The sequence below is a fragment of the Corallococcus sp. AB011P genome (genome assembly GCF_003611605.1).
In the GTDB taxonomy this organism is placed as follows: domain Bacteria; phylum Myxococcota; class Myxococcia; order Myxococcales; family Myxococcaceae; genus Corallococcus; species Corallococcus coralloides.
Genome location: NZ_RAVX01000013.1, coordinates 74,975 through 97,822 on the forward strand (window position 1 = coordinate 74,975; position 22,848 = coordinate 97,822).

Here is a 22,848-nt window from a genome sequence, read left to right on the forward strand (position 1 = left end):
AGGTGTCAGAACGCATGGGCACCGTGGGCGCCGGTCACGACTTCAAGGGCGAGGAAGGCCGAGTAGTCCGGCGTCTCGCGCCAGCCCACGAGGTCCGTGGCGGCCTGCAGGCGCAGGCGGGAGAACTCCGTGGGCCAGAACGTCACCGCCGCGGTGATGCGCTGGCGGTCGGAAATCCATTCGGGGTCGAGCGGATCATTCGCCACGCGGCCCTCCAGCGTCTTCGCGGCCGTGCCGAACTCGTAGCGCACGCCCGTGGCCCAGCGGTTGGAGAAGCGCCACACCGTCTGCGCGTAGCCGCCCCAGTCGGACAGCACGTCCTCCGGCACCTGCCTGCGGCGGTAGAGCACCTCCGCCTGGAGCACCAGCTGCTGCGAGCTCTGCGACGTGATGGGCCGGAACTTCAGGTACACGTCCGTGCCGTAGATGCTGGTGTAGTTGCGGTAGCCCGTGGGGTTGGGACCCGTGGCGGCGGACAGGCCCCACAACAGCGACAGGTCGTCCGACACCGGGAAGAACTGCTTCACCGCGCCCGTGAGCTGGAAGTCCAGCGGTGACAGCACGCGCTCGGCGGAGGCGCCGAAGAAGCTGCGCGCGGTGGCCTCGCCCGTGGCGTCGGTGGCGCTGCCAATCACCTCCACGTACCAGGGCAGCGGCGTGAGCCACGAGCCCTCCACGCCCAGGCCGCGGTTGCCCTCCGCGCCGAAGAAGCGGCTCATGACGAAGGGTTGATCCACGAAGTCCCACGCGTGCGGGTGCGTGGCGTTGATCCGGCCGAAGCGGGTGAGGAACTGGCCCGCGCGCACCTGGAGGTTGGCGGGCAGGTCCAACGTGGTGACGTACGCCTCTTCAATCTCCACGCCGAACTGGCTGAAGACGATGTTGCTGTCGAAGCGGAAGTACGGGTCCACCACGGAGCCGATGGACAGCTCCAGTTGCTGGAGGTTGAAGCCGTTCTTCGTCGGGTCGTGCGCGCCGCCCTGCAGGGGCTCCTTGTTGGAGAAGGCCGCCAGGGCCATGTCCAGGATGAAGCTCAGGTTGAGGAAGTTGGTGCCGCCGGAGATGGCGTTGGGCAGCTTGAGCGGCGTCACGCCGGAGTCGTTCGTCGCGGTGGGTGACACCGGAGACGTGTCGCCGGACGGACGCGCGCGTGTGCTCGTGTCCGTGCCCAGCGCCTTCTCGATCTCCTCCATCTCCTCCGGGCTCAGCGCGGGTGTGTCCTCGGAGGGGGCAGGGGACTCGGAAGGTGGGGGGGACGCGGTGGAGGGCGGCGATGACTGCTGGGCCCACGCCGCGCTCGCGGACAGCTGCGCGGCGAGCACGACGGCGAGGGCGCGGGGATTCCTGCGCGGAAGGGATGACACGGATGTTGGCTCCTCGGAACCGGCCGGCCGTGGAGCATGCGCATGCGCACCCCGCGACGACCGTCGACCTGATGACCTGCTTCACGACACGACACGCGGAACTACGCGTGCGTCGGAGGCGAGGCCTTGGGCGCGGTGTCGAGGACGGCGAGCGGCGCGAAGGAGCGGGGCGGCGCGGTGGCCGGGTGGTTGCTCTCCACGCACGCCGAAGCGGAAACGACGTCAGCGCCCGGAAGGAGCCCCACCTGCGGGGCGGCCGTGAGCAGCGGGCACGTCTCGTGGTTGAGGCCCGTCGCGTCCGCCACGGCGGGCGGGACGGAGGCGACGACGGGGGCGCGCTCGCTGAAGCGGGACAGCGCGGGGTTCGCGCGCCGCGCGTCCTCTTCGAACGTCTGGTGCTGCGGACAGAACCGGTGCGCGTGCTGCTCTTCGTGCAGCGCCAGACCCAGCGGCTGGGCACCCCAGAGCGCGACGAGCAGCATCGCGGTGAGGCGGGCAAGGGTGTGGGCGCGCGAGAGCATCTGAGGGTCCCGGCTGGCTTACTGTCGGCCCCCGGGAGTGTCAAGGCAGGCAGGGTGCACCGCCGAAACACGACGACAAGGGAACGTTGTTTTCATTCCGGACGTCCCTCCTGGCCGCATCGGTTAGGTTGGGCGAGCCAGCGTCACGCCCCTTCGCGCCAGGAGTTCCGTCGCCCGTGCCCCCCTCCCGTTCCCGTCGCCGCGCCCCCGCCGCCAAGGCCCCGGCCCCTCGCGCCGTGCGCCCCGACCCCGCCGGCATGGCCCGGGCGGTCCGCGACTTCCTCACCGCCGCGGGGCTCGACCTCCAGGACGTGAACCTGGTGGACACGCCCACGCGCGTGGCCGACGTGTGGGCGAACGGCTTCCTCGACGGCTACGGCCGCACGCCCGAGGAAGCGCTCGGGAAGACCTACCCCGCGCCCGCGGACTCCTCCGGCGAACTGGTCGTCGTGACGGACCTGCGCTTCCACTCCATGTGCCCGCACCACCTGCTGCCCTTCACCGGCCGCGCCCACGTGGCCTACGTGCCGGGTTCGCGCGTGGTGGGCTTCGGGCGCATCGGCGCGCTGGTGGATCTCTTCGCGCACCGGCTCATCCTCCAGGAGGACCTGGCGCGGCAGGTGGCGCGCTCGCTCGCCCGCGTGCTCGACAGTCCCGCCACCGCCTGCATCCTGGAGGCGGAGCAGGCGTGTCTGCGGTTGAGGGCCGACCACCAGCGCGACGCCGTCACCCACGCGGAGGCCTACGAAGGACGCCTGCGCCGCGACGGCCCCCTGCGCCGCGAGCTGTGGGCCCGCCTGGGGGCTCGCTCGGGGGCGGGCCGATGAACCCGGCCTCCCAGACCTTCGAGCGGGTAGCGCCCGAGCGCGTGGCGAAGGTGCTGGAGGCCCTGGCGGACGTGCTGTCCGAAGGCCAGGTGAAGCGCGACGAGGCCACGCTCGACGCCTACGCGCGCGACGAGTCCGACAGCGGTGTGTACCGGCCCGACGCCGTCCTCCTGCCGGAGACCACCGCGCAGGTGTCCGCCATCTTCAAGGCGTGCCAGGCGCACGGCGTGCCCTTCACCCCCTGCGGCGCGCGCAGCGGAAAGAGCGGCGGCTCGCTGCCCCTGAAGGGCGGCATGGCGGTCAGCCTGGAGCGCATGAGCCGGATCCGCTCCATCTCCAAGGAGGACCTCACCGCGGTGGTGGAGCCCGGCGTGGTGACGGGCGACCTGATGAAGGCCGTGGAGGCGCAAGGGCTCTTCTATCCGCCGGATCCGAACTCCTGGGAGTTCTGCACGCTGGGCGGCAACGTGGCGGAGAACGCCGGCGGCCCGCGCGCCCTGAAGTACGGCGTCACGCGCGACTACGTCATCGGCCTGGAGTGGGTGATGCCGGACGGCGAGGTGCTGCGCGTGGGCCGGCGCACCATCAAGGGCGTGGCCGGCTATGACCTGGTGGGGCTCTTCGTGGGCTCCGAGGGCACGCTCGGCGTGGCCACCGAAATCACGGTGCAGCTGATTCCACTGCCCCGTCAGGTGATGACCGCGCTGGTGGTGTTCCCCTCCGTGCTGGACGCGGCGCGAGGCGTCTCCGCGGTGCTCGCCGCCGGCCTCCTGCCGCGCTGCCTGGAGCTCATTGACGAGGTCGCCGTCCAGGCCATCGTGCACCGGGGCAGCTTCCAGTTCCCTCCGGACGCAGGCGCCGCCCTCATCGCCGAGGTCGACGGCAACACGCCCGAAGGCGTGCTCGCGGAGCTCCAACTGTTGGGGGACATCTGCAATCAGCACGGAGCCACCCAGACCCTGGTGGCCCAGGACGAAAGTCAGCGCGAGAAGCTGTGGGCGGCGCGGCGGGTGATCTCCCCGGCGCTGCGCGCGCTCAAGCCCGCCAAGATTTCCGAAGACATCGTGGTGCCCCGCTCGAAAATTCCCGAGATCATCGAGCGGCTGAAGAAGATGGGCGAGGAGCTGGGGCTCACCGTGGCCACGTATGGCCACGCGGGCGACGGCAACCTGCACGCCAACATCCTGTACGAAGGTGCCAGCCAGCGCCCCCTCGTGGACGAGGCGCTGCGCCGCATGCTGGTGCTCACCGTTGAGCTGGGAGGCACCATCACCGGTGAGCACGGCGTGGGGCACGCGAAGCGGGAATATCTGGCGCTGGAGCAGGCGCCCGCGCTGCTGGACCTGCAGCGCCGCCTGAAGGACTTTTTCGATCCATCAGGTCTGCTCAATCCCGAGAAAATCTTCCCCGCTCCCAAGCGTTGAAGACTTCGTGACCGGAAACGTAGGTGCTGTCCCACCCGTCGCGTCGCGCGCTGCCAAGGGCCCGGAAGTGCGAGTGCGTGACGGGCTTTTGACAAGGGGAGGAGGGCGAAACGCCCTTCTTGGAAGGAATGAGAAACCCTTTCCGCCGTTGCGCGTCCTAGTGACAGGTGGACGCGGTTCGTCGGGGGATTCATCGCGTCCGGCAGTTTCGAACGGAAGGACGGGAAATCATGGCCAACTCGACGAAGTTCGCGGCAGAGGGCCTTTCGCATTACCTGCGTCACCTGGGCGGCCACCAGCAGCTCACGCGTGAACAGGAGTACGAGCTGGCCCGCCAGGCCCGCAAGGGTGACGAGAGCGCCCGACAGACGCTCGCCAGCTCCAACCTCGCTTTCGTGGTCGCCGTGGCGAAGAAGTTCGCCAACCGCGGGGCCCGCCTGGACGACCTCATCCAGGAAGGCAACGTCGGCCTCATGAAGGCCATCGAGCACTTCGACCCGAAGAAGAACGTGCGCTTCGCCACCTATGCCGTGTGGTGGATCCGCGCCTACATCACCCGCTATCTGAAGGACAACCGCAGCCAGGTGCGCGGCGGTGAGGCGGAGCGCGGCAGCATGGTGGACTTCTCGCTGGACGCCACCATCGACGAGGAGGGCGAGACGACCTTCCTCGACCGGCTGGAGGACGGCGGTCCCTCCCCGCAGGAGACGTTCCTCTCCCGCGAGCAGGACACCGAAATCCAGGATGCCCTGTCCAAGGTGCGCAAGCGCATTGGCGACCTGGGCTGGGACATCCTCCAGGAGCGCCTCACGCAGGACAAGCCGCTGACGCTGGAGGAGCTGGGCCAGCGCTGGGGCGTGTCGCGCGAGCGCGTGCGCCAGGTGGAGCTGAAGACGAAGAACTTCCTGGAGCGCTACCTCATCGCGTTCAACGAGAACGAGGAGCACACCGCCACGGCCGACGCGGCCTGAAGCGGAAGGGCAAAAGGCAGCATCTGTTGCATCGCTGACGGGACCTGACGGGGTGTTCGCACCTTGCCGGTCCCGTCTTCGTTTTTGCCGCGCTGCGTCTGGTACGTTCGGTTGATGGTAGGCGAGCGTGCGTGCTAAGGCTTTTCGATGCGCTTGAAATTGCTTGCCCTTTGGGTGCTTTGGGCCATCCCGGCAAACGCCGCGGATCCCGCGCTGCTCGACCAACTCGACGCGTTGTACGCGAAGCGCAGTGACGCGGAGTCCGTGAAGGCGCTGGACAAGGAAGTGTCCGAGGCGCTGAAGGCCGCGCCGGACGACTTCGACCTGGCGTGGCGCAAGGCGCGCATCCTCCAGTGGCAGGCGGACGGCGCCACGGAGAAGAAGCTCAAGATGGTCCTGGGCAAGCAGACCTGGGAGGCCGGGGACAAGGCCTCCAAGCTCCAGCCGGCGCGCGTGGAGGGCTACTACTTCGCCGCGTGCGGCATCGGCTCCTATTCGCAGGCCGTGGGCATCATGAAGGCGCTGGGCGACGGGCTGGAGGGCAAGTTCAACGAGCGCCTGGACACCGCGCTGAAGCTCGACGCCACGTACGAGTACGGTGGTCCCTGGCTGGTGAAGGGGCGTTATTTCTATGAGTTGCCCTGGCCGAAGCGCGACCTGGGCAAGTCCGTCGAGTACTACCAGAAGGCCATCGCCAAGTTTCCGCAGTCGCTGCGCGCGCACTACTACCTGGCCGAGACGTTGCTGAAGGACGGCAAGGCGAAGGACGCGAGCGCGGCAATCGAGAAGGTCAAGCAGGGAAGCACCGCGTACAACCCCGCTGAGGGGCAGCGCGTGCAGCAGTGGGCCAAGAAGGTGGATGCCGACATCCAGGAGGAGCTCAAGTGAGGGCAGAGAGTCAGGTCACGACGGCTCCCGCGGCGGGCGGGACGCAGGAGCAGAACCTCGTCCAGTTGCTCGTTCAGCGGGCTCAGAACGCCTCCAAGGTAGGCGTGACGCACAAGAAGGACGGGCGCTGGCAGGACGTCACGTTCGCGCAGGTACTGGAGGACGTGAAGGCGCAGGCGGCGGGCCTCATCGCCCAGGGCGTTCAGCCCGGGGACCGGGTCGCCATTTTCGCCAACACCAGCTTGCAGTGGATCATCGCGGACCTGGCCATCAGCGCGGCCCAGGCCATCACGGTGCCCATCTATGGCTCCAACACGCCGGATGAGTGCCGCTACGTCCTGAACCACTCGGAGACGAAGCTGCTGCTCGTCGACAACGACGAGAAGGACGCCAAGCAGGCGGGCCGCCTGTCCCGCGTGCGCTCCAAGCTGGGGGACATCCCCACGCTGCAGAAGATCGTCGTCTTCGAAGGCCCCATCTCCGGCGACAAGGAGATCTCGCTCGCGGACATGGTGGCCTCCGGCAAGGGCATCCCCCAGGCCGCCGAGTCCGCGTTCACCGAGCGCGTGGGGCAGGTGAAGTTGGACGAGACCAACATGCTCGTCTACACCTCCGGCACCACGGGCGACCCCAAGGGCGTCATCCTCACCCACGGCAACTGGGCCTATGAAGCGAAGGCCACCCAGGCCATGGGGATGATGAAGCCGGAAGACTCCGTCATGCTCTTCCTGCCCCTGGCGCACGTGTTCGCCCAGGTGGTGAAGGCCGCGTGGCTGTCCATGGGCTTCCGCCTCATCATCGCGGAGTCGGTGGACAAGCTGCTCGCGAACCTGGCGGAGACGCGCCCCACGGTGCTGCCGTCCGTGCCGCGCGTGTTCGAGAAGGTCTACAACAACGTCGTGGCCAACGGCTCGGCGGCGCCCGGCGTGAAGGGCAAGCTCTTCAAGTGGGCCTTCGGCCTGTTCGACGAGTACTCCGAGGCCAAGAGCCAGGGCCGCGAGTACAGCTCGCTCCAGTTCAGCCTGGCGAAGAAGCTGGTGTTCTCCAAGGTGCGCAAGACCCTGGACGAGAAGCTGGGCGGCAACATGCGCATCTTCATCTCCGGCGGCGCGCCGCTGTCCCGGAAGATCGCGTACTTCTTCGACCTGCTCGACCTCAAGGTGCTGGAGGGCTACGGCCTCACGGAGACGAGCGCCCCGTGCAACGCCAACCGCGTGGAGAAGATCAAGATCGGCACCGTGGGCCCGCCGGTGCCGGGCACGGAGATCAAGATCGCCGCGGACGGTGAGATTCTGGTGCGTGGCCCCTGCGTGATGAAGGGCTACTACAAGAACCCCGCCGCCACCGCGGAGGTGCTGGATCCGGACGGTTGGTTCCACACCGGTGACATCGGCGAGGTGGACTCCGACAACTACCTGCGCATCACCGACCGCAAGAAGGACATCATCGTCACCGCGGGCGGCAAGAACGTGGCGCCTCAGAACATCGAGAACACGCTCAAGACCTTCCCGCTCATCAGCCAGGCCATGGTGTACGGCGACAAGCGGCCGTTCCTGGTGGCGCTGATCACCGTGTCCGAGGACCCGGCGCGCAAGCTGCTGGAGGACAAGGGCATCGCGGTGGGCACCTACGCGCAGAACTCCCAGCGGCCGGAGATCAAGGCGGCCGTCGAGGAGATCATCAAGAAGGTGAACGCGGAGATCCCCCCGTACTCCAGCATCAAGAAGATCGCGGTGATGGACGCGGACTTCACGCAGGAGTCCGGTGAGCTCACGCCCACCCTCAAGGTGAAGCGCAAGGTCGCCAGCCAGAAGTACATCAAGACCATCGACGCCATGTACGAAGGCGCGAAGGTCATGGACTGACGCACCAAAAGCCCGACGCCCGTCCCTGGCCGCTTTCGAGCGGTCACGGTACGGGCGTCACGGGTGAACGTTCAGCGATGTCTTGACGTCAGGGGCGGGGCCTTCCCGGGCCCACCCGGACGGACCCGCAATCAGGCGTTGTGGCTGGGCGACTTGGCGGCGACGTCCTTGTCCACGGTGGTGGACGCGGACAGCGTGCCGGGCTTCTTGTCGCCAGCGTCGTCCTTCTCGTCGTCGCTGGAGAAGCCGCGCTTGAAGTTGCGGAGCGCGCTGCCCAGGGACGAGCCGAGCTGCGGCAACCGCGAACCGCCAAACAGCAGCAGCAGCGCCGCGAAAATCAGAAGAATCTCAGGAAGCTTCAATCCCATGGCTTCGCTCCTCACGAAATACGCGGGGGAGCATACCGGTGGGAGGTGGGTCGCGCTAGCAACTCCAGCGGCCGGGACTCACGCCTGCCAGCCCGCTGGATGCCCGAGTTCCGCTGGCAGCGATAAGGGCAGCGTGAGGAAGAGGGTGGTGCCGCCCGCGTCCGCCTGGGCGCCCACCTGGCCACCGTGGGCCTCCACCTCCTGCCGGGCCAGGAAGACGCGCAGCGGATCCTCCAGCTTGCGCTCGCGGAAGGCGCGCTCCTCGCACTGGAAGACAGCGGTGATGTCCTCTTCCGGAACGGCCGCGCCATCGCGGCGCACCTCCACCCGCACCTGGTGACCCAGGCGCTCGGCGCGCACGTGGAGCGCTTCGCCCGGCTGCGCGCGCGCCAGCAGGTGGTGCACGAAGGCCTCCACCGCGTGCTGGATGCGGCCCGCGTCCACCGTCACGTCGGGCAGCTCCGGCAGCGTGTCCAGCTCCAGCCCCACGTTGGCGGCGGACGCCGCGGCCCGCGTGCGCTCCACCGCGGCATCCAGGATGGGCAGGAGCGGCTGGCGCTCGCGCTCACACGCCAGCGCGCCCAGGTCCGCGCGGCTGGAGTCGAAGAAGTCCTGGGCGAAGGAGAGCGCCCGGTCCGCGTTGCGCAGGATGGTCTCCAGCCCGCGCTGCGCCTTGGGCTCCAGCGGGATGCGCCCGTTGAGCAGCAGCGCCGCGTACGAGCGGATGTTGGCCAGCGACCCGCGCAAATCGTGCGACGCGAGCGACAGGAAGCGCACGCGGTCCTCCACGCGCTCGCCTGGCGGTGAAGCCTGAGGCACCTGGGGTGAAGCCGTTTCCGTGCTCCAGGGCACCGGCAGCGCCCAGAGCAGGCGTCCGCCGTCCTCCAGCGACTCTTCACCCACCAGCAGGGTGCGGTCCTGGCGCTCCCACAGGTTGCGCTCGCCGTCCTTGCGGCGGAAGCCCACGGCGGCCATCAGCCCGTCGATGCCCGTCACGGCTGGCATGGGAGGCAGGGCCTCCAGCCCCAGGTAGTCCAGGAGCAGGGGACCGAGCAGGCGGGGTGTCCCCTGACGGGGCAGCAGCGCGAGCCCCGGCGCGGTTTCGTTGACTCCAGGCGTCTCCCCCATCCACGTCACGCGGACCTCCCCTGGCCGTGCCTCGAATCAACGGAAGGGTGGGCAGTGACTGTCGGTTTTGCAACGGGCACCGGCTCCGTCCGCGGGCCCCTTGATTTCTTGCACCCGGGGGGCCAGTGATGGTGGAAGATCCATCTCCGGAAGCGGTATCGAGGAGACACCTCTGACCTCGCTCAACGCACAGCATGCTGACGCACCCGTGGTGCTCGTCGTGGACGATGATCCCGACATCCTGGAGGCGCTCTCGGAGATCCTGGAGGCCGAGGGCTTCGAGATCCGCCGTGCCCGCAACGGCAAGGAAGCCCTGGAGCGCCTGGAGCCGGACCCTCCGCACCTCATCCTCCTGGACCTGATGATGCCGGTGATGGACGGCTGGGAGTTCGCCCAGCGCATGCGCCAGAAGCCGGACTTCGCGGGCATCCCCATCATCGTCCTCAGCGCGGACCGCAACGTCGGCAGCAAGGCGAAGGACATTGGCGCCATGGGCCACCTGGCCAAGCCCTTCGAGCTCAACGACCTGCTGTCGATGGTGCGACAGTCCCTCAGCCCCTCGGCGGACACCTCGCGCGTCTGAGCACGGCGCCCGTGGCCGTGCTTGACCCGACGGTGGGGCGCCACTACGGTCCGCGCAGGCTTGATTCACCAGTCAACGCTGAACGCTAAGGAGCGAGTCATGGCGACCGCGAAGGACATCATCGAGACGCAGATTCCCGGCAAGCTGCAGGAGAAGCCGGAGCTGGCGAAGGACATCAACGCCATCATCCACTTCGACGTCTCCGGTGACGGCGGCGGCAAGTGGACGCTGGACACCACCAAGTCGGAAGGCTGGGTGTCCGAGGGTCTCAACGGTGCGTCGAAGATGACGGTCACCGTCAGCAACGACGACTTCGTGAAGATCCGCGAGGGCAAGCTGAACCCGCAGATGGCCGCCATGCAGGGCAAGCTCAAGTTCAAGCCGATGGACATGGGCCTCGCCATGAAGCTGGCGAAGCTGCTGGCCTGAGCCTCTCCGTATCGTGTCGCACCGACGGCGCGTCACCCCTGGCGGGGACGCGCCGTCTGCATGTCTCCACTTCCCCCTGGAGCCCCCCTTCATGTCCGAGCCGTCTTCCCCCCTCGCGGGCCTGCGGGTGCTGGACCTGTCACGCCTGTTGCCCGGCCCGTACGCGACGCTGGTGCTCGCCGACCTGGGCGCCACCGTGGACACCGTGGAGGACCCGGACGTGGGGGACGCCACCCGCCACATGCCGCCGCACCGCGACGGGGAGGGCGCGCTCTACTACGGGCTGCACCGCAACAAGCGCTCGCTCACGCTGAACCTCAAGACGCCTGAAGGGCGTGACGCGCTGCTGCGGCTCGTGTCCCACTACGACGTGCTGGTGGAGAGCTTCCGCCCCGGCGTGATGGACAAGCTGGGCGTGGGCGAGGCGGTGCTGCGCCAGAAGAACCCGCGGCTCATCTACTGCGGCATCTCCGGCTACGGCCAGACGGGGCCGGACCGGCTCAAGGCGGGGCATGACCTCAACTACGTGGCCCGCGCGGGCCTGCTGGGTTACGGCGGCGAAGCAGGTGGCGCGCCCGCGTTCCCGGGCGTGCAGGTGGCGGACATCGGCGGAGGCAGCCTCTTCGCTCTGGTGGGCATCCTGGCCGCGCTGCACGAGCGTGAGCGCACCGGCGTGGGCCGCTTCGTGGACGTGTCCATGACGGACGGCGCGCTGGCGTTCCTCCACCTGCACCTGGCCTCGCGCCTGTTCATGGGGAAGGAGGGCGCGCCGCTCCAGCGCGGAACCGAGCCGCTCAACGGCGGCTATCCCAGCTATGGCCTGTACCGCACCGCGGACGACCGCTGGCTCGCGGTGGGCGCGCTGGAGCCCAGGTTCTTTGGCGCGCTCTGCGCGAAGCTGGGCCGCCCGGAGCTGCTGGATGACGCGTACTCGGGTGGCGAAGACGGCGCGCGCGTGAAGGCGGAGCTCACCCGCATCTTCGCGAGCCAGCCCCTGGCGCACTGGCGTGAGCAGCTCTCCGGCGCGGAGTTCTGCGTGGAGCCGGTGGCGGAAGGCGACGAGGTGCTCGCGGATCCGCAGCTGCGCGCGCGTGGCCTCTTCGCGGAGACGGACGATGCGCAGCGCGGCATCCGCGTCACGCACCTGCTCACGCCGCTGCGCATGGGCGACGTCGCACTGCGTCCACCGCCCACGCTCGGACAGCACTCGCGCGTCATCCTGGAAGACGCAGGTTTCACGCCCGAAGAAATCTCGCGCCTGATTGCATGAATGACGCGTGAAAAGAACCCAAGAGGGTGGGTTCGTACGCGGATCCAAAGTGACCCGTTGATGATTGACAGGTCTGGAGCCACAGTTAGTCTTTCCTGTTTTAGACTGGGAAATCGACTTTCAAGCCCTGAGAAGGAAGGTCCCCCGTGCCCGACGCACAGGAGCTCGAGTCATATATCCGACGAAAATTCGCGGAAAACGTGGGTCTCACGGAAGGAGAGTTGTTTTCCGAAGACCTCACACTCGCGGCGTTGATTACACGCTCCGAGCGCATGACCAACAGCGTCGACTTGATGGAAGCCTTTGCCCGCACTTCCAACGGGTTGCGCAAGGATTATGGACTGAGGGTTCGCCTGCCGGCGCTGTCCCTCGATACGACCGTGTCCAAGGTCCTGGCGGTCTTCATGGGTGAAGTCACGAACCCAGAGCGGAAGTCGGCATGAGCGTCCTCGCGCGCGGCCTCGAGCACGAAGAAGCGACCGTCGTCCCCCCCAAGGCCCTCTCGCCCGAAGGCCGCCCGGCCATCCAGGCGGAGCTGTACGAAGCCCTCACCCAGCGGGGGCAGTCCCTGGTGGACATCACCTGGGAGCAGCAGCGGCTGCACGAGTCGCGGCGCTGGAGCGTGGTGGAGCTGCTCTCCCACGTGGACGTCGCGCACGTGGGTGAAGCCGACCGGCACCTGGTGTGGAACGCGGGGCGGGCGGAGCTGACGACGAAGCCGGGCGCGGACCGGCTGGAGCGGCTGGCGGATCAGGAGTGCCGCCGGTGGCAGGAGAAGAACCCCACCGTCGCCGCCATCATGCAGGCGTGCGGCACGTGGAGCCGCTACTGGAACGAGGAGGAGGCGCACCACGAGACGGCGTTCAACCGCCTGTCCTCGGTGCTGGGGCTGGAGGTCATCTCCGACGCCACCTTCATCGAGTTCCGCAAGGTCTTCCCCGACGACGACATGCTGCGCACGCTCACGCTGCTGTCCATCTCCGAGGTGGTGGCGGCGGTGGACTACGGCCAGTGCTCGCAGATGGTCCAGGACCCGGGCCTGCGCGCGCTGTTCAAGCAGGTGGCGGCGGACGAAGTGCAGCACATGAACTACTTCATCGCCTTCGCCAAGGCGCTGGTGGACAGCGGCGCGTACAATGCGAAGGAGGCGTTCGCGGTGGCGCACCTCTTCCTGCGCGACGGAGGCGAGGTGCACGGCAGCAAGCGCGAGCGCGTGGAGAGCCGCGATACCCACGTCAACTGGTGGGATCGGCTGGAGCACCGCGAGGGCTTCTACGCCCCGGACGCGCTGCGCAAGAAGGAGCAGCTCATCTTCCACGCCCTCAAGCGCATCACCGGCATCACGGTGGCGTCGCGAGAGGAGCTGGAGGACACCTGGATGGACCTCGTCGGGTGCTGATGGGCCTGGGCCACGACCTCCAGGCCATCTCGGAGCTGGAGGCCGCCCGGGCCCTGCGGGAGCCGGACGTCTTCTTCACCGCCGCGGAGCTCGCCCACTTCGAGCGCGCGGCGGATCCGGTGCAGAGCCTGGCGGCGGGCTTCAGCGCGAAGGAGGCCCTCTTCAAGGCGCTGCCCGCGGTCGCGGGTTGGTTCTGGACGGACGCAGAGCTCGTCCACGACGCCCGGCACGCGCCGCGCTTCCTGTTTCACGGCACGCTCGCGGAGCACCTGGCGCGCGAGGGCCTGCAGGTCTCTGTTTCGCTGTCGCATAGCGGAGGGTTCGTCTCGACAGTGGTCATCGTGACGCGCGCTCCGTCCCCCTGAAGTCGCTGTCATCCCCCCGGCAGCCGAAGGACATCCCCCCGTGCACTTCGAAGAGTCGTCGCTCACGCTGCGCGTGCGTCCCAATGACCTGGACATCCTGGGGCACGTGAACAACGCCACCACGCTGGAGTACCTGGAGGCCGGCCGTTGGGCCTGGCTGGAGCGGCAGGGGCTGACGCGCGGGGGGCCGGTGGTGGCGGTGGTGTCGCGCGTGGAGGTGGACTACCGCCGGGAGATTCCCCCGGGGGACGTGGTGGTGCACACGGAGTTGGAGTCGCCCGCGGCGGACGAGCTGGAGCCGGACGGCATCAACTACCGCGCGCGGTTCCGTCAGCGCGTGTTCCTGACGGTGGGCGGGCCGGTGGCGGTGGAGGCGCTGGTGAGCGTGGCCTTCCTGGACGCGCGGGCCCGGTCGCTCGCGTCGCTGCAGCAGTTCCTGGACGCCGCGCGCGCCCCGGTGGCCCCTGTCGAGGATCCGCGCCCATGAGCACGAACGTGAAGCCGGAGCTCGCGTCGCTGGAGTTCTGGGTGCCCACATCCCAGGAGCACGCGCTGCACGTCGTGGAGGCGCGCCTGTCCGGGACGCCGGACTCCGCGCCCGGCATCCTCTTCGTGCCGGGGCTGTTCTCCGACGGCCGCTTCTTCCTGGGCGGGCAGGGGGATGGGTTCGCGCGCACGTTCGTGGACGCGGGCTGTGTGTCGTACGTCGCGTCCCTGCGCGGGCATGGCAAGAGCCGCTGGCCCGCGAAGCGCGCGTACGACTGGAGCTTCGATACGTACGTGCGCCACGACATCCCGGACCTGGTGCGGGCCGTGCGCGCGCGTCACACCGGGCCGTTGTTCATCCTGGCCCACAGCATGGCGGGCTACGCGGTGCTGGCGGCGCTGGGGGTGGACCCCTCGCTCCAGGCGTCGCTGTCCGGCGTGTGCACGCTGTCGTCGGCGGTGAACGACTACAGCGACGGCGGGTTCAAGAAGCGCTTCCAGCTGGGCTTCTCGTCCACGGTGGCGGGGATGTTGGGACGCTTCCCGGCGAAGGCGCTGAAGCAGGGGCCCTGGGACGAACCGGCGGGCGTGATGCGGCAGTTCACGGACTGGGCGCCCACGGGCGCGTTCCGGAGCACGGATGGCGCGACGAACTACTGGAGCGCGCTGGGCAACGTGACGCTGCCGGTGTTCGCGGGCGTGGGCGCGGCGGACGTGTTCCATGCGTCACCGCAGCGCGCGCAGAAGCTGGTGGCCCACCTGGGCAGTGCCCGCAAGGATTTGTTCGTCCTGGGGCGCGCGCAGGGGCTGAGCTGGGACGCGGGCCACTTCGACGTGGTGCGCGGAGAGCGCGCCCGCGCGGAGGTGCTGCCTCGCGTGCTCGCGTGGATGCGCCAGGTGGCGCCCTCACACTGAAGGACTGAAGGACCCGGAGGAGGGGAGGCTTTTCACATGCTCGACATCATCCAGCGACTGGAAGCGGTGGATCCGCGGCGCGGCCTGTTTCTCTACGACGACTTCGTCGGGCCGCCGGAGTTCGTGCCCTACCGGGAGTTCGCCTCCCGGGTGGCCGGGGCGGCGGAGCACTTCCGTGCGCACGGCGTGGCGCCGGGCACGCGCGTGGTGCTGCCCTTCGAAACCTCCTCGTCCGTCATCTTCGCCTTCCTGGGGCTGATGGAGCTGGGCGCGGTGCCCCTGTCCGTGAAGCCGTACATCCTGAGCACTCCGAAGGGGCCCTACCGGGACTTCCTCGCGCGCATCCGCGAGCGCTATGGCGCGCTGCTCGTGCTGGACGTGCCCAGCATTGCTGGACTGGAGCTGCCCCTGGAGCGCCTGCCGCGGCCGCCCACGGGCGCGAAGCGTCCCGGTGTGAAGCTGCGCGAGGTGGCTCCCGGGGAGCTGGCGTTCGTGCAGTTCTCGTCGGGGTCCACGTCGTTCCCCAAGGGCGTGCCCATCACCCAGGAGAACCTGGCCGCGAACCTGCGGATGATCATCCGGCACGACAGCCGCACGTCCGAGGACCGGGTGACGAGCTGGCTGCCGCTGTACCACGACATGGGGCTCATCGGCGGGCTGCTCACCTGCATCACGGTGGGCAATGATCTGCTGTTGGCCCAGCCCGCGTCGTTCCTGATGGACCCCATGGGCTGGCTGGAGCTCATCTCCTCCGAGAAGGTGATGGGCTCCGTCATCCCCAACTTCGCCATCGACTACGCACTGAAGTCGCTCAAGTCGGCGGACGCGGCTGACCTGAAGCGGTTGGACCTGTCGCGCGTGCAGAGCATCTACCTGGGCAGCGAGCCCATCAACATCCCCAACCTGGAGCAGTTCCTGGACATCCTCGCCCCGTGCGGTCTGCGGCGCGACGTGTTCATGCCCTGCTACGGCATGGCGGAGACGGTGCTGATGGTCGCGAGCGTGCCGCCGCGCCAGACGGTGCGCGTCATCACCGCGCCCAACGGTCAGCCGGCCATCTCCGTGGGCCGCCCGCTGACGGAGTTCGAGGTGCGGCTGCGCGCGGAGGACGGCCGGTTGTGCGGCGAGGGCGAGCTGGGAGAAATCGAGCTGCGCGGCGGCAGCCTGGCGCCGTCGTACTTCCTGGATGACCGGCCCCTGCGCGGCGACGACGGCTACTACGCCACGGGCGATCTGGGCTTCCAGAAGGAGGGCGAGCTCTTCATCACCGGGCGGATCAACGACCGCATCAAGGTGAACGGCCAGAGCTTCTTCTCCGCGGACTTCGAGCAGGCCGTGGAGCGGCTGGGCTTCATCCGCCCGGGCCGCACCGCCGTCATCCAGGTGAAGGGCCGTCTCGTGGTGCTGGCGGAGGTGAACCACCCGGCCGCGTTGGAGCGTCTGGAGGACAGCCGCAAGCAGGTCTGCCAGTCGGTGTTGGAGACGGTAGGCGTGACGCTCCCGAAAGAGGACGTCCTCTTCATCCGTTACGGCCAACTCCAGAAGACGAGCAGCGGCAAGCTCCAGCGCCGCGCCATCACGGAGGCCTACGAGCAGGGCCGCATCCGCACCGTGACGCCCATGGAGCTGCGCGCGGACCTGCTCCAGATGCGCGCGCAGCGGCTCGTGCTGGGCTCGGTGATGGTCGCGCGGCAGCGGGGCCGCCGGTGGATGGCCTCCGGGAAGGCGGCGCTCTCCGCGGGACTCCGGCGGCTCCGGCCGGGAGGCCAGCGTCAGGACGGGCCCTGAGCGGGTTCCGAGCCTCGGGAGCCTCGGGCCTCAACGGACCTTCGTGGAGGCCCACAGGTCCCAGCCGCGCGCCGCGTGGCACGCATCGCCCACCAGGTCCAGGGCGAGCTGGGGCTGCGTCCGGGACAGCGCCTCCGTGTCGCGGAAGGCGCCCGTGGCCTCCAGGCGGAGCGTGGCGTGCTCCAGCGCGGCCTTCGCCTCCGCCACCGCCCGGGCCTGCGCGGGCGTGGGCCTCCAGCCCGTCTGGTCCCGGTAGCGCCCCAGCGCCTCCAGGAAGTGGCCGTAGAACTTCACCATCTGCACCAGCACCGGGACGCGGTACGCGGGCGCCGCGGTGAGCGCGGCCTCGTACTGCTTCGCCTCCGAACCCAGCCGGTACACCAGCACGTCCACCTGCGCGTCCAGCCGCGGGCCCCACGCCTTGCGCACCGCGGGGAAGCGCGCCCAGCCCGCGACGGCCTGGAAGAAGTGGAGCCCGCCACACGGGTGCGCGTAGATGCCCTGCTTGTTCTTGGGCACCTGGGGAAGGCCCGCCTTCATGCCCCGGAGCAGCTCCGCGTTCGCGGACTCCAGCGTGGCGAGCGCGGTGTCCATCACCGCGTCCATGCGCACCGTCTCCCCCGCGCCGTTGACGAACGAGCCCCCGGGCTCCAGCACATGCGACAGCGCGTCCAGCGCCCACGCTCCGTCCGGCGACGCGGCGAGCGCGGGGCGGAAGTCGTGCTGGAGTGATGCCACCAACTCCCGCAGCGTCACCTTGCCCCACGCGGTGGGGAACACCTGCGAGCGCGGGTATCCCGCGAGCAGGAAGGTCTTCACCTGGAGCGCCGGGTGGGGCTCCACGGGCGTGCCGTCCGGGGTGAAGGCGTCGAAGAAGTAGCGGGCCGTGCCTCCCGCGTCGGGCGCGTCGCGGCGCAGGAACCCGGCGACGATGGCGTCCGAGGCCGCGCGGCCATCCCGCGCGCGGAAGGCCTTGCCGTCCAGGTCCATGCCGTGCGCGAGCGCCCAGGGTCTGGACGCATCCGACGCGTGCGTGCGGCACTGCGCGTGGAGCACCGCGGACGCGGAAGGGGCAGCGGGGGAGGGCGGGGGAGCGGCGCTCAGGCCAAGCCCGAGCAGGGCCACGAAGGAGGGGAGCATGGGCGCGGGCAGTGTCGCAGCCCGCGCCCATCCACGCACCTGTGGCGCCCTTTTCAGCGCGGCGGAGCGGCGGCCTTCATCCGGGCGAGCATCCGCTCGATGATGCCGAACAGCGCCTCGCGGTCATCGTCGGGAAGCAGGCCCATCAACCGCCGGATGCCCGCGTCCGTCATCAGCTGGATGACCTTGTAGATTTCACAGCCCCGGTCGGTGAGCTTCGCGGTGACGGCGCGGCGGTCCTCCGCGTCCCGGCCGCGCTCCACCATGCCCATGTCCTCCAGGCGGTCCACCACGCCGGTGATGGTCTTCTTGGTGATGCCGATGCGCTGGGCCAGCACCCCCACCTGGATGGGGCCGTCCATGCCCAGCCACCCAAGCGCGTGCACCTGGGTGGGGGTCAGCCGCATGTCGTCGCAGAGGCTCGCCAGCGGATCTCTCAGGGAGCGGAAGTGGGCCAGCTCCCGGATGAGCCCCATGAAGCGGCGTGAGTCCGGCGTGGACTGGTCCCCTTCCTGGAGCAGGCGCTCCATCACGGCCTTCTCGTCGGCGGCCTCGTCCTTCCCCTCGGAGCGCACTTCGGACTCCGAGGGGGAGGTGATGGAGGTGGGGCGGCGCATCAGGCCGTCTCCACTCGGGCCGCGGCCGCCGCGGCCTCCCGCTCACGGTCCTGGTTGGACGGACCGTGCGCCGTGCCGGAGCCACCCGCGAAGCCGGGGTCGCTGCCCTTGTTGCGCTTGAAGCGCGCGGCCAGCTGATCCAGCAGCGAGTACACCACCGGCACCACGCCCAGCGTGAGGAACGTGGAGGTGATGAGGCCGCCGATGATGGTGATGGCCATGGGCGCGCGCGTCTCCGCGCCGTCGCCCTTGGCGATGGCCACCGGGATCATGCCGGCGATCATCGCGATGGTCGTCATCAGAATCGGGCGCAGACGCACCGGAGCGGCCTCGAGGAGCGCCTCGTGCGCCGTGCGGCCCTTCTCACGGACCTGCAGCGTGAAGTCCACCAGGAGGATGCCGTTCTTCACCACCAGACCCATGAGCATGATGACGCCGATGAGGGCGAACATGGACATGTACTGGCCGGTGATGAGCAAGCCGCCAATCGCTCCGATGAAGGCGAAGGGCAGGGACAGCATGATCGTGAACGGGTGGATGAGGCTTTCGAACTGCGCCGCGAGGATCATGTAGATGAGGATGATGCCCAGGAGCAGCGCGGTTCCGAACGCGGCCACGGACTTGCCCAGCTCCTTCGCGTTGCCTTCCAGCTCGCCCGTGACGCTCTTGGGCAGCTCCTTGGCGGCGTAGCCCTGCATGTAGGTGATGGCGTCGGAGAGCGCGTAGCCCTCCTTCAGGTTCGCCAGCATGGTGACCTGCCGCTTCTGCGCCTGCCGGTCAATCTGCACCGGCCCCTCCGCGGGGACGATGCGGGCCAGGTTGCGCAGCTCCACCAGCTGCCCCGTGGGGGCGCGCACGGCCAGCTGACCGAGCGCGTCCGCGGAGGCCAGCGTCTCCGGAGGCAGGCGCAGCTTCACCTCGTACGTCTCACCGCCCTCGCGGTAGTCCAGCACCTTGTCGCGGCCCAGGTAGGAGCGCAGGGTGGCGCCCAGGGACGCGGCCGGCACGCCCAGCGTGGCCGCGCGGTCGCGGTCCACCTGCACGTCGTACTGCGGCTTGCCGGAGCGGTACGTCATGTCCACGTCGGTGAGGCCCGGGTTCTGGAGCATCGCCTGGCGCATCTTCTCCGCGGACTCGGTCAGCTCCTTCCAGTTGTCGCCGCGCAGGTTGAACTGCACCTGCTGCGAGCGCGCGCCACCACCGGACACCGCGGTCACGTCCTGCACCGCCACGGTGATGCCCTTGGGCGGGTGGATGTTCTGGCGCAGGTAGGCCTTGAGCTCGCTCTGCTTGAAGGCGCGGTCCTTCACCGGCATCAGGTTGATGAGGACCTCGCCCTTGTGGACCTCTTCCTGCACGCCGCCGCCCGCGGTGGTGAACGTGGAGGAGATGCCCGGCAGCGCCCGGACCTGGGCCGCGAAGGTGTCCAGCTGCGTCTGGGTCTCTTGGATGGTGGACCCGATGGGCAGCTCCACCGTCAGCTTGATGTTGCCGTTGTCCTGCTCCGGGATGAACGTGAACTTGAGGAAGCGGGCCAGGCCGAAGGTCGCGAAGAGCACCACCACCGCGACGAGCATCGTCAGGGCGCGGTGACGGAGGATGCCACCCAGGATCTTCCGGTAGCCGTTCTCCATGCCCACCAGCACCTTCTCCACCGCGGCGGAGATGCCCGTCGGGTGCCCGTGCTCACGCAACAGGCGCGAGGACAGCATCGGCGTGAGCGTCATGGACACCACGTAGGAGATGAGCGTGGCCACCGCCACCGTGACGCCGAACTGGTAGAAGAACTTGCCGATCATGCCGTCCATGAAGGCCACCGGGATGAACACCGCCACGATGGCCAGCGTCACCGCGAGCACCGCGAGGGCAATCTGTCCGGCGCCCTCCAGCGCGGCCTGCATGGGCGAGGCGCCCTCTTCCATGTGACGGACGATGTTCTCGATGACCACGATGGCGTCGTCGATGAGCAGACCGATGGACAGGGTCAGCGCGAGCATCGTGATCATGTTGAAGGTGAAGCCCAGCGCCGCCATCACCGCGAACGTGCCGACCACGGACACCGGCAGCGCGATGGCCGCCACGATGGTGGAGCGCAGGTTGCGCAGGAACACCAGCACGATGAGGACGGCGAGCACGCCGCCCAGGATGAGGTCCTCCTGCACGGCGTGGATGGACGAGCGGATGAACCGCGCGTTGTCCGTCACCGTCTCCACCTGGACGCCGGCGGGCAGCGACTTGTTGATGTCCGCCAGCGACTCCTGCACCAGGTCCGCCACCTGCACCGTGTTGGAGCCGGACTGCTTGCGCACCACCAGCGCCACCGCGCTGCGCTCGCCGCTCTTCGCGCCCGAGCGCTGCTCCGCGGGGCCGTCCACCACCTCCGCGATGTCGCGCACGCGGATGGGAGAGCCGCCCGTGCTGGTGATGATGATGTTCCGGATGTCGTCCACGCTCTTCGCTTCGGACGTGAGGCGCACGATGCGCTCACGGCCGCTGTCCATGCTGCGGCCGCCGGGGACGTCCAGGCTCTGGGCCTTGAGCGCCTGGCTGACGTCGCTGATGGCCAGGCCAAAGCCGCGCAGCCGGTTCGGGTCCACCACGAGCTGGATCTCCCGCTCCCGGCCACCGACGATGTCGATGCTGCCCACGCCCTGCTGACGCTGGAGGGCCGGCTTCACGATGTCATCCGCGACGCGCGTCAGCTCCTCCACCGGCAGGGCGCCCGCGAGCGCCAGCGTGATGATGGGGGCCGCGCCGATGTCGAACTTCTCCACGACGGGCGTCTCCACCTCGTCCGGCAGCTTGCTCAACGTGGCCTGCACGCGGTCGCGCACATCCTGCGCCGCGATGTCCACCTTGGTGGACAGCTTGAACTGCACGACGATCTGCGAAACGCTTTCGACGTTGATGGACTTGAGCGTGTCCACGCCGTTGAGCGTGTTGAGCGCCTCCTCCAGCGGGTCGGAGACGTTCTTCTCGATGGTCTCCGGGTCCGCGCCCGGGAGGATGGTCGTCACGGTGACGACGGGGAAGTCGACGTCGGGGAACTGGTCCACGCCGATCTTCGGATAGGCGAACAGGCCGAACACCACCACCGCCAGCATCAGCATGGCGGTGAAGATGGGCCGTGAAATGAAGGTCTTGAGCATTCAGGTACCCAGGGAAGAAGAGGGGAGGAGGGACCGCTACTGCGCGACGCGCACGGCGGTCCCCTCCTTGACGTCCAGCGAGGCGTCGGCGAGCACGCGCTCCTCCGCCGTCAGGCCCTGCAGCACCTTCACGTAACCGGGCAGCACGCGCTGCACGCGCACGTCGCGCTTGCGCACGGTGCCGTCCTGCACCACCCACACGAAGCCGTCCTGGCCCTTGCTGCTGACGGCCTGCGCCGGCAGGAACAGGCCGTTGCCCGCGTCGCCCGCGGCCTTGGAGAAGTCCATCTCCACCAGCGCGCCGGGGCGCAGCGGGTGCTCCGTCTTGCCCGTCACGTCCGCCAGCACCTCCACCGTGCGGCTCTGCGCGTCGATGACGGCGCCCACGTTGGCCACCTTCGCCTCGAAGCGCATGCCGCTGGGGTTCACGGTGCCCGGCGTCACGATGCCCGGCGTCACGTTGTCGATGACGGACTCCGGCACCATCATCCGGATCTCCAGCCCGTCCGTGTCCACGATGGAGAACACCGGGGTGGAGGGCGTCATCGCCACCGAGTCACCCACGTTCTTCGTGCGCGCGGTGATGATGCCGTTGAAGGGCGCGATGATGCTGTGGTCGCGCAGGTTCTCCACCGCCAGCCGGTACGCCGCGCCGGCCTGCGCCGCCTGGGCCGCGGCCTGCTTCTGGCCGATCTCCACCTGCTCCAGCGCGTTGGCCGCGACGCCGCCGGACTCGGCCACCTTGCGCGTGCGCTCCAGGTTGCTGGTGGCCAGCTGCAGCGCGGCCTCCGCCATGTCCTTGGCCGCCTTCGCCTGGTCCACCGCGATGGACACGTTGGACGTGTCCAGCTGCGCCAGCACGTCGCCCTTCTTCACCTTGTCGCCCACCCGGACGTTCACCTTCGCGAGCGTGCCCGTTGCCTGGGGGCCCAGCACGGCCTCCTGCTTGGAGCGGACCTGGCCCGTCACGCGCGTCACGTTCTGCTCCAGCTCCGTGGCCGGGGTGATCGCCTTGACGCCCAGCGCGTTGGAGCCTTCCTGCTGAGTCGGAAGCTGCGCCTTCTCCGCGCCCGCCTTCGAGCACCCCGCCGTCGACACCGCCACGGCCACCACGGCAGCCAAGATTCGCTGATTCACGCGTCCGAACTCCTGCCGGGTCGCCGGCGGGACACCCGCCCTGGCACCTGCTCCGGCTAATTCTTTGTGGGCTAGAAATTACCGACGCTCGATTATCTGTCAAGAGGATACTCCGGAGTGCGGACTATCCACTCCCCAGTCATCCCGCGGGGTTGGCCGCCTGCCCTCCAGGCCTTCAATCTTCTTCACAACACCGGGGCCAGCGCGCTGCGTC

Annotated in this window: 22 protein-coding genes; 14 read left to right on the plus strand and 8 right to left on the minus strand. The window is 69.0% G+C overall.

The window, feature by feature from the left end:
* Positions 1-5: 5 nt before the first annotated feature.
* Positions 6-1,364 (minus strand): zinc-regulated TonB-dependent outer membrane receptor, encoded by a 1,359-nt coding sequence (locus tag D7X30_RS27465; protein ID WP_120565936.1) that lies wholly within the window; start codon positions 1,362-1,364, stop codon positions 6-8.
* A 101-nt stretch (positions 1,365-1,465) separates the two neighbouring features.
* On the minus strand, positions 1,466-1,885 hold the full coding sequence (locus D7X30_RS27470; RefSeq protein ID WP_120565937.1) for a hypothetical protein: 420 nt from the start codon (positions 1,883-1,885) through the stop codon (positions 1,466-1,468).
* Positions 1,886-2,142: 257 nt separating this feature from the next.
* Here D7X30_RS27470 and folE point away from each other — a divergent pair, with 257 nt between their 5' ends.
* The 5 genes from folE to D7X30_RS27495 all read left to right on the plus strand — a co-directional run bounded on the left by folE (position 2,143) and on the right by D7X30_RS27495 (position 7,860).
* Positions 2,143-2,712, plus strand: coding sequence for a GTP cyclohydrolase I (gene folE / locus D7X30_RS27475; protein WP_370051717.1), 570 nt, complete (start codon positions 2,143-2,145; stop codon positions 2,710-2,712).
* The gene (locus tag D7X30_RS27480; protein WP_120566060.1) at positions 2,709-4,136 is read left to right on the plus strand and encodes an FAD-binding oxidoreductase; all 1,428 of its coding nucleotides are present in this window, start codon (positions 2,709-2,711) and stop codon (positions 4,134-4,136) included. Before folE ends, D7X30_RS27480 begins: the two co-directional genes overlap by 4 nt.
* A gap of 230 nt (positions 4,137-4,366) precedes the next feature.
* Positions 4,367-5,107, plus strand: a complete 741-nt coding sequence (locus tag D7X30_RS27485) for an RNA polymerase sigma factor RpoD/SigA (RefSeq protein ID WP_120565939.1) — start codon at positions 4,367-4,369, stop codon at positions 5,105-5,107.
* A 147-nt stretch (positions 5,108-5,254) separates the two neighbouring features.
* Positions 5,255-5,995 (plus strand): tetratricopeptide repeat protein, encoded by a 741-nt coding sequence (locus D7X30_RS27490; RefSeq protein ID WP_120565940.1) that lies wholly within the window; start codon positions 5,255-5,257, stop codon positions 5,993-5,995.
* A complete protein-coding gene (locus D7X30_RS27495) occupies positions 5,992-7,860 on the plus strand; it encodes a long-chain fatty acid--CoA ligase (protein ID WP_120565941.1) in 1,869 nt (622 codons plus the stop codon). The genes D7X30_RS27490 and D7X30_RS27495 overlap by 4 nt, the downstream gene beginning before the upstream one ends.
* A gap of 131 nt (positions 7,861-7,991) precedes the next feature.
* On the opposite strand, the gene D7X30_RS27500 is transcribed toward D7X30_RS27495, so the two are convergent.
* Together D7X30_RS27500 and D7X30_RS27505 are read right to left on the minus strand one after the other, a co-directional pair.
* Positions 7,992-8,228, minus strand: a complete 237-nt coding sequence (locus tag D7X30_RS27500) for a twin-arginine translocase TatA/TatE family subunit (protein WP_120565942.1) — start codon at positions 8,226-8,228, stop codon at positions 7,992-7,994.
* A gap of 78 nt (positions 8,229-8,306) precedes the next feature.
* Positions 8,307-9,356, minus strand: coding sequence for a sensor histidine kinase KdpD (locus D7X30_RS27505; protein WP_120565943.1), 1,050 nt, complete (start codon positions 9,354-9,356; stop codon positions 8,307-8,309).
* Between the two features lie 208 nt (positions 9,357-9,564).
* On the opposite strand from D7X30_RS27505, the gene D7X30_RS27510 reads away from it, so the two are divergent.
* The 9 genes from D7X30_RS27510 (at position 9,565) to D7X30_RS27550 (ending at position 16,591) form a co-directional block, all read left to right on the plus strand.
* On the plus strand, positions 9,565-9,939 hold the full coding sequence (locus tag D7X30_RS27510) for a response regulator (RefSeq protein WP_120565944.1): 375 nt from the start codon (positions 9,565-9,567) through the stop codon (positions 9,937-9,939).
* A gap of 99 nt (positions 9,940-10,038) precedes the next feature.
* Positions 10,039-10,368 (plus strand): SCP2 sterol-binding domain-containing protein, encoded by a 330-nt coding sequence (locus D7X30_RS27515; protein WP_120565945.1) that lies wholly within the window; start codon positions 10,039-10,041, stop codon positions 10,366-10,368.
* A 91-nt stretch (positions 10,369-10,459) separates the two neighbouring features.
* Complete coding sequence (locus tag D7X30_RS27520; RefSeq protein ID WP_120565946.1) at positions 10,460-11,638, plus strand: CaiB/BaiF CoA-transferase family protein; 1,179 nt, start codon at positions 10,460-10,462, stop codon at positions 11,636-11,638.
* Positions 11,639-11,784: 146 nt separating this feature from the next.
* A complete protein-coding gene (locus D7X30_RS27525; RefSeq protein ID WP_120565947.1) occupies positions 11,785-12,081 on the plus strand; it encodes a hypothetical protein in 297 nt (98 codons plus the stop codon).
* Entirely contained in the window at positions 12,078-13,037 is a 960-nt protein-coding gene (locus tag D7X30_RS27530; protein WP_120565948.1) for a ferritin-like domain-containing protein, read from the plus strand. Before D7X30_RS27525 ends, D7X30_RS27530 begins: the two co-directional genes overlap by 4 nt.
* Entirely contained in the window at positions 13,037-13,402 is a 366-nt protein-coding gene (locus tag D7X30_RS27535; protein ID WP_120565949.1) for a holo-ACP synthase, read from the plus strand. Before D7X30_RS27530 ends, D7X30_RS27535 begins: the two co-directional genes overlap by 1 nt.
* A 40-nt stretch (positions 13,403-13,442) precedes the next feature.
* Positions 13,443-13,889 (plus strand): thioesterase family protein, encoded by a 447-nt coding sequence (locus tag D7X30_RS27540; protein WP_120565950.1) that lies wholly within the window; start codon positions 13,443-13,445, stop codon positions 13,887-13,889.
* Entirely contained in the window at positions 13,886-14,803 is a 918-nt protein-coding gene (locus D7X30_RS27545) for an alpha/beta fold hydrolase (RefSeq protein WP_120565951.1), read from the plus strand. Before D7X30_RS27540 ends, D7X30_RS27545 begins: the two co-directional genes overlap by 4 nt.
* Positions 14,804-14,839: 36 nt before the next feature.
* Positions 14,840-16,591, plus strand: a complete 1,752-nt coding sequence (locus D7X30_RS27550) for an AMP-binding protein (RefSeq protein WP_120565952.1) — start codon at positions 14,840-14,842, stop codon at positions 16,589-16,591.
* A gap of 30 nt (positions 16,592-16,621) precedes the next feature.
* Here D7X30_RS27550 and D7X30_RS27555 read toward each other — a convergent pair whose 3' ends face one another.
* Genes D7X30_RS27555 through D7X30_RS27570 form a run of 4 tightly spaced genes read right to left on the minus strand, consistent with a single transcriptional unit; the run spans position 16,622 to position 22,634 of the window.
* Positions 16,622-17,731 carry a hypothetical protein gene (locus D7X30_RS27555; RefSeq protein WP_120565953.1) on the minus strand — a complete coding sequence of 370 codons (1,110 nt, stop codon included), beginning with the start codon at positions 17,729-17,731 and terminating at the stop codon, positions 16,622-16,624.
* Between the two features lie 53 nt (positions 17,732-17,784).
* On the minus strand, positions 17,785-18,348 hold the full coding sequence (locus D7X30_RS27560) for a MarR family winged helix-turn-helix transcriptional regulator (RefSeq protein ID WP_120565954.1): 564 nt from the start codon (positions 18,346-18,348) through the stop codon (positions 17,785-17,787).
* Positions 18,348-21,497, minus strand: a complete 3,150-nt coding sequence (locus D7X30_RS27565) for an efflux RND transporter permease subunit (protein ID WP_120565955.1) — start codon at positions 21,495-21,497, stop codon at positions 18,348-18,350. Before D7X30_RS27565 ends, D7X30_RS27560 begins: the two co-directional genes overlap by 1 nt.
* Positions 21,498-21,533: 36 nt before the next feature.
* Positions 21,534-22,634 carry an efflux RND transporter periplasmic adaptor subunit gene (locus D7X30_RS27570; RefSeq protein WP_120565956.1) on the minus strand — a complete coding sequence of 367 codons (1,101 nt, stop codon included), beginning with the start codon at positions 22,632-22,634 and terminating at the stop codon, positions 21,534-21,536.
* Positions 22,635-22,848: the final 214 nt, after the last annotated feature.

Coding starts and splice junctions, on each gene's coding strand:
- D7X30_RS27470 (WP_120565937.1), bottom strand. CDS start 1,885: ATGCTCTCGCGCGCCCACACCCTTGCCCGCCTCACCGCGATGCTGCTC.
- folE (WP_370051717.1), top strand. CDS start 2,143: ATGGCCCGGGCGGTCCGCGACTTCCTCACCGCCGCGGGGCTCGACCTC.
- D7X30_RS27480 (WP_120566060.1), top strand. CDS start 2,709: ATGAACCCGGCCTCCCAGACCTTCGAGCGGGTAGCGCCCGAGCGCGTG.
- D7X30_RS27485 (WP_120565939.1), top strand. CDS start 4,367: ATGGCCAACTCGACGAAGTTCGCGGCAGAGGGCCTTTCGCATTACCTG.
- D7X30_RS27490 (WP_120565940.1), top strand. CDS start 5,255: ATGCGCTTGAAATTGCTTGCCCTTTGGGTGCTTTGGGCCATCCCGGCA.
- D7X30_RS27500 (WP_120565942.1), bottom strand. CDS start 8,228: ATGGGATTGAAGCTTCCTGAGATTCTTCTGATTTTCGCGGCGCTGCTG.
- D7X30_RS27505 (WP_120565943.1), bottom strand. CDS start 9,356: ATGGGGGAGACGCCTGGAGTCAACGAAACCGCGCCGGGGCTCGCGCTG.
- D7X30_RS27515 (WP_120565945.1), top strand. CDS start 10,039: ATGGCGACCGCGAAGGACATCATCGAGACGCAGATTCCCGGCAAGCTG.
- D7X30_RS27520 (WP_120565946.1), top strand. CDS start 10,460: ATGTCCGAGCCGTCTTCCCCCCTCGCGGGCCTGCGGGTGCTGGACCTG.
- D7X30_RS27530 (WP_120565948.1), top strand. CDS start 12,078: ATGAGCGTCCTCGCGCGCGGCCTCGAGCACGAAGAAGCGACCGTCGTC.
- D7X30_RS27535 (WP_120565949.1), top strand. CDS start 13,037: ATGGGCCTGGGCCACGACCTCCAGGCCATCTCGGAGCTGGAGGCCGCC.
- D7X30_RS27545 (WP_120565951.1), top strand. CDS start 13,886: ATGAGCACGAACGTGAAGCCGGAGCTCGCGTCGCTGGAGTTCTGGGTG.
- D7X30_RS27550 (WP_120565952.1), top strand. CDS start 14,840: ATGCTCGACATCATCCAGCGACTGGAAGCGGTGGATCCGCGGCGCGGC.
- D7X30_RS27555 (WP_120565953.1), bottom strand. CDS start 17,731: ATGCTCCCCTCCTTCGTGGCCCTGCTCGGGCTTGGCCTGAGCGCCGCT.
- D7X30_RS27560 (WP_120565954.1), bottom strand. CDS start 18,348: ATGCGCCGCCCCACCTCCATCACCTCCCCCTCGGAGTCCGAAGTGCGC.
- D7X30_RS27565 (WP_120565955.1), bottom strand. CDS start 21,497: ATGCTCAAGACCTTCATTTCACGGCCCATCTTCACCGCCATGCTGATG.